This is a genomic window from Microcystis sp. M49636_WE2, from assembly GCF_030065375.1.
Lineage (GTDB): Bacteria > Cyanobacteriota > Cyanobacteriia > Cyanobacteriales > Microcystaceae > Microcystis > Microcystis aeruginosa_C.
Genome location: NZ_JASJFG010000815.1, coordinates 1 through 5,745 on the forward strand (window position 1 = coordinate 1; position 5,745 = coordinate 5,745).

6 protein-coding genes are annotated in these 5,745 nt (G+C 45.8%); 1 reads left to right on the top strand and 5 read right to left on the bottom strand.

Annotated elements, in window-relative coordinates; genetic code table 11:
* Positions 1-9: 9 nt before the first annotated feature.
* A complete protein-coding gene (locus tag PX484_RS18495) occupies positions 10-2,232 on the top strand; it encodes a molybdopterin oxidoreductase family protein (protein ID WP_288105061.1) in 2,223 nt (740 codons plus the stop codon).
* A 49-nt stretch (positions 2,233-2,281) separates the two neighbouring features.
* On the opposite strand, the gene PX484_RS18500 is transcribed toward PX484_RS18495, so the two are convergent.
* From PX484_RS18500 to PX484_RS18520, 5 genes are all read right to left on the bottom strand, one after another.
* On the bottom strand, positions 2,282-2,533 hold the full coding sequence (locus tag PX484_RS18500) for a hypothetical protein (protein ID WP_287666444.1): 252 nt from the start codon (positions 2,531-2,533) through the stop codon (positions 2,282-2,284).
* Between the two features lie 256 nt (positions 2,534-2,789).
* Positions 2,790-3,353, bottom strand: coding sequence for a helix-turn-helix domain-containing protein (locus PX484_RS18505; protein WP_002803970.1), 564 nt, complete (start codon positions 3,351-3,353; stop codon positions 2,790-2,792).
* A gap of 163 nt (positions 3,354-3,516) precedes the next feature.
* The gene (locus tag PX484_RS18510; RefSeq protein ID WP_287766846.1) at positions 3,517-4,413 is read right to left on the bottom strand and encodes a tRNA (5-methylaminomethyl-2-thiouridine)(34)-methyltransferase MnmD; all 897 of its coding nucleotides are present in this window, start codon (positions 4,411-4,413) and stop codon (positions 3,517-3,519) included.
* A complete protein-coding gene (locus PX484_RS18515) occupies positions 4,373-5,167 on the bottom strand; it encodes an alpha/beta fold hydrolase (protein ID WP_287766848.1) in 795 nt (264 codons plus the stop codon). The genes PX484_RS18510 and PX484_RS18515 overlap by 41 nt, the downstream gene beginning before the upstream one ends.
* A 190-nt stretch (positions 5,168-5,357) precedes the next feature.
* A partial coding sequence (locus PX484_RS18520) for a superoxide dismutase (protein ID WP_288105059.1) occupies positions 5,358-5,745 on the bottom strand: 388 nt, incomplete at its 5' end.

Consider the following 5,745-nt stretch of genomic DNA (forward strand, 5'->3'; position numbering starts at 1 on the left):
CAACTGCTTATGACTGAATCTACAAAAACCCAATGTCCTTACTGTGGAGTAGGTTGTGGTTTGACAGTCACCCCCCCCGCGTCGGCCGGACAAGCATGGAAAGTCTTCGGGGACAAGTCCCACCCCTCCAGTCAAGGTATGATCTGTGTTAAAGGGGCTACCGTAGCGGAATCAATCGATAAAAATCGCCTCAAAACCCCGATGATCCGCGATTCTCTCCAAGAGCAATTCCGTCCTTGTACCTGGGAAGAAGCCCTTGATCGCATCGTTAACCGCATTCAAACTCTAATCGCTCAGGGGGAAAAGGAAAGTATCTGTCTATACGGTTCGGGACAATTTCACACCGAAGATTACTACATCGCCCAAAAACTGGTCAAGGGCTGTCTGGGAGTCAATAACTTTGATGCTAATTCCCGTCTTTGTATGTCTTCGGCCGTGGCCGCTTATCGGGACAGTTTCGGGTCCGACGGTCCCCCCTGCTGTTACGATGACCTAGAATTGACCGATTGTGCCTTTCTGGTGGGGACAAATACGGCCGAATGTCACCCCATCATCTTTAACCGTCTGCACAAGTATCTCAAAGGTAACAAAGAAGCGAAATTAATCGTCGTTGATCCCCGCAGGACAAAAACCGCCGAGGCCGCTAATCTCCACCTCGCCATTAACCCGGGGACTGATATTGACCTATTTAACGGTATTGCTCACCTGTTAATGAATTGGGGTGCGATCGATACCTATTTTATCGATAAATGTACCCGAGATTTCCCCAAATACGCCGAAATTATCCGCCATTATCCCCCCGAAATCGTCGCGCATAAATGCGGCATCCCCATCGACGATTTAGAACAGGCTGCCCGCTACTGGGCCGAATCGAAAAGAGTGCTTTCCCTTTGGTCGATGGGTATCAATCAATCCAGCGAAGGCACGGCCAAAGCCCGCACTTTAGTCAATTTACACTTAATGACGGCTAATATCGGTAAGCCCGGGGCCGGTCCTTTTTCCCTAACGGGACAACCCAACGCCATGGGAGGACGGGAAGCTGGCGGCCTCTGCCATCTTCTCCCCGGTTATCGTTCCGTCAAAAATCCCCAACACCGGGCCGAAGTGGAACAAGCTTGGGGTTTACCTGCTGGTCGGATTTCTCCCGTCCCCGGTCGCGATGCTTGGAGTATGATTACTGGTTTGGAGACGGGAGATGTCAAACTTCTCTGGATTGCCGCCACTAATCCGGCTGTTAGTATGCCTGATCTAAAACGCACCAAGGCGGCCCTGTTAAAATCACCTTTTACTATCCATCAGGATGCCTACTATCCCACGGAAACCAGCGCCTATGCCCATTTATTACTGCCAGCAGCCCAATGGGGCGAAAAAACGGGAACAATGACCAATTCTGAGCGTATGGTGACGTTAAATAAGGCTTTTCGTCCTCCCGTTGGTCAAGCTAGGGCCGACTGGCAAATTTTTGCCGAAGTTGGTCGCCGTTTGGGGTTTCAGGCACAATTTAATTTTCAGGATTCGGCCGAGGTATATTCCGAGTTTGCCCGCTTGACATATAAACGTCCTTGTGATATGACGGCGATTAATTATGATCGCCTGGCCGAGACTCCCCGACCGTGGCCCGATTCCATCGATGAAATTTCCGCCCCTAAAACCGCTAATTCCGGGGAATTACTAGGTAATTTAGTTAAAGATGACGATAAAAGCCAAAAAACAGCCGCAAAACGCCTTTATACCGATGGTAAATTTAATACTGCCGATGGACGTGCTGTTTTCGCAGCTTACCACAGTAAAGGTCTAGCGGAACCCCCGGACGATGATTATCCCCTAGTGTTGACCGTGGGGCGTTTGTACGGTCACTGGCACACCCAAACCCGCACCGGCCGCATCGAGAAAATTGTCAAAATGCACCCCGCACCTTTTCTGGAAATTCATCCCCAAGATGCGGCAAAATTGGGCATAGAAGCTGGAGAATGGTTGGAGGTGCGTTCTCGTCGCGGTTCTGCCCGTTTTCCGGCTTTAATTACCAAAGCAATTGCTCCTAATTGTGTCTTTGTGCCGATGCACTGGGGGGCCCTATGGGCAGAAAATTCTGAGGCCAATAGTCTCACCCATCCGGCCGCTTGTCCGATTTCCCTGCAACCAGAATTAAAAGCTTGTGCCGTCAAATTGATCCCGTTGAAGTTTTTAGTTAATGCCGAATTATCTCCCGGTCAATTTCTGGCAACTCCCTAATCAAATAAGGGTTTTGATCCTAAATCCTGTTTTGAAAAGTTGATAACAATCAGCCATAAGTTAGCCAATGATAGTTAGTCAAGTTTTTAATTTCATTAGTGATTGTTTCGAGATACTGACAACGAGTTATCAGAATTTCTGACCTTTCTTCAATCGTTTCAAAATACTCATTAACCAGAGGTTCATCTACTAGAGACCACAATCTCTCGGCTGGCTGTAGTTCTGGTGAATAAGCAAAGTAGAAAATCGAGCATGATTCCATCGGGAACTTCAAGTTTTTGACTTCTATGCCACTGGGCATTATCTTGTACTAATAGGACAATTTTTTCTGCCGATAACCCGACATCTTGTGCAAAAGATTGATAGACTAAACTTAACCATTGATGATTAACTCTTGGGATTAAATACCAGAGTGTTTTCCCTGTTTTCGGCTCAACAAATCCCTAAACATATAATCATTCATAACGATGATGCACTAGGGCAGAAGGCTTTTCTTCTATTGGTACCCAGACTTTTCTAATGATTGGTTTTAAGCCAACTCGATGTTCGTCAAAGAATCAGACTTCTCCCTGAGAATTGGGAAATTTATCTCTTAATTCTTGGACTTTTACTGTTAAATTTTGCTGAAATTTTTCTTGTTCAACTGGGTCTACCTTTTTATGTTTTCTCCTGGGTTTTTGACAAGAATATCTCGACTTTTTTAAGTAATCCCATCCCCTTTGATTCCAAACTTTTTCTCGTCCCGTTTCCTTTTCTATCCATCGGGCTACCTTCGGACCTGTCCAGATTCCTCCATCCGCAGGACGTTCTTTCAGTTCTTCTTTTAATTTTTGAAATTGTTCTTCCTTCAATAAAGGTTCTTTTCCTCTCCGATGTTCCGCACTTTTTTTCTTGAGATTTTTAACTCCTTCTTCTCCTAATTCATTATATCTTTTGAGAATTCTAAAACTATACTGATAATCTAACCCCACAGCTACTGCCGCATTTTTGATTGTCCATCCTAACGATATTTTCCACAATAAGTGCCATCTTCTTGTTTCCACTGAGTCTTGACTGCTTCTGTATCTATCTTTCAGTTCCTCTGAACTTAGATGTTCGGCTAAGTAAGCTTTCTTGGGCATTTTATCTCCTCGTCTTTACTCGTTTTATTATAACAGGATTTAGTATGTGTCCCTATTTCGATTTCTCAACGTTTGTTTCTGGCACTTTTCCTGAAAAAAAAGTCCCTAAACCGTTTTCTAGCAAGGTTTTCACTGATATTCAGCCAACCCTAACTACATATTCTCATTCCGAGATTGCGATCGAACTAACCGATCTTTGCCAACGTTTTTTCCAGTGGCTAGTCGGTTCTAAGTCACAGAGTGCCTGTTCGCTGCGACGACGTTGTATAATCACTTCGGCTGGGTCGCTTAAAGTCGCGTCTCGATAGGGAATAGCGGCCTTAGTTTGCAGATGTTCCCATTCCTGTGCCGATAGAGATGGGGGTAAGGACAAAAAACTGGCTATTGTCCCTGGCGATCGCCGCCCGACGCTATCGGTGGCCCCAATCTGCAATCCTGCTAATTGTAAAGCCCTTCGCACCGAGGCAGCACAGGAATAGGTGACTAAATAACCCGTCGGACTCAGGCATTTGGCCACTAAAGCTAAAAACTCCACCGTCCACAGTTGCGGACATTTACCCGGGGAAAAGGGATCGAGAAAAATTGCCTCTGCTTGAAAACCCGCGTCAATCACCTTGGTTATCGTCTGTCGCGCATCCCCGATTAACAGTTTAGCGGTGAGATTAGGCAAGTCTAGCCGGTGATTATGGGCAAAATCGCTTAAATATTCGGGAATTGGTTGACTCCAACTATTTAAGAGCTTTTCTCTAATAGCTGCTAGGGGAACCACTCGATCGCTTTCCAAAGCTAATAATTCTACCCGACAATCCCCCCTAACTTGCCAAATGGCCGCCAAGGCCGCGGCGGCATTATACCCTAAGCCGTAACAAATGTCAAGAATTTTCAGATTATTGCTCTGGTCTGCTTTTGCTGCCAGACGACTAGAGAGGATAAATTTTTTCTCGGCTTCTTCCCTTGCCCCGGAGGTAGAATGATAACATTCGCCGAATTCGGTCGAAAAAAAGGTAGAAGAACCATCCTCAGTGACTTTTTGCGGGTAGACTTCGGGGGAGACAAGCATGGTGATGGAGAATGTCTTTGAGATGAATATCGGTTTCCAGCAGGCAAGCGTGACCACTATTGGGCAGAATCGTTAATTTTGCGGCGGGTAACTGCTGAATTAGGCGTTTAGCCTCCGCTACCGATGGTAACAGTCGGTCGCCTTGACTGGCTATCAATAACACCTCCAATTGCAGAGCTTTTAACTCGCTGGCACTAACCTGAAACCGTTGTAACTGGGATAAACGCCAGCTAATCGTCTTCGGTGGGACGTATTGCATGGCTTTGAGGAGAGAGCGGCGATCTTCCCGGGATATTCGACCGAGAGCGGCGAGAAAGGGTAAAATAGTTAGTGCCGAGCTGCCGTGGATGAAATCGGGCATTATCTGGGTGATACCGATTCCCAAGCTTAAAAGAGGTCTTTGATTAAAAGAAGAAGCAGGGTTAATTAAAATCAGTTTTTTAATTAATTTTGCTGATTTTGTCGCTATTTTCAAGGCTAAACAGCCACCAAAAGACTCACCGCAGAGATAGACTTTTCTCGATTGTCCCTTTAATTCCTGTGCCAATAAAGCAATCACGCAATCGCTTAATTCCTCCCAATCGCCGAGATATTGCGGGGAAATCGCCAAACAACGCAGATCGAAGTAAGGAGCAAGGTTGTTAATCTGACGATGGTACAGTTGACCGCTGCCATCCATTCCAGGTAAAAATACAAACAGGGGATAATCGGGACGGGGATGACGGGGAATAATCCAACTGACAGGTTGTTCCATGGTGCGAGAAGCGCGCTCGATGTTAAAAAAGTTTTTTTTAGTTATCTATTTTAAGGATAATTAATATTAGAGAGATTTGCCAATTTTAAGAGTAGTATTAACCCCCAACCTATGGATGGTTTTTCTCTGCTCCCCAACCCCTGATAGCTGATAACTGATAACTGATAACTGAATTAACTGAGCCAAATTTTTAGGCCGCCGCTAAATTAGCAGCCACGAAATCCCAATTAACCAACTTGGTTAAAAAGTCGCTGATGTAATCGGGACGACGATTTTGGTAGTCGAGATAATAAGCGTGTTCCCACACATCCATAGTTAGGAGGGGAACCTGTCCGGCGGTTAAAGGATTGTCAGCGTTGCCGGTTTTGGTAACTTTGAGAGTACCGTTATCGAGAACCAACCAAGCCCAACCGCTACCGAATTGAGTAGCGCCGGCGGTTTTGAAAGCTTCGACAAATTTCTCGAAACTACCGAAATCTGCGTTAATTTTATCGGCTAAAGCACCGGTAGGCGCACCGCCACCACCCGGTTTCATGCAGTCCCAATAAAAACTATGATTCCATGCTTGGGCGGCATTG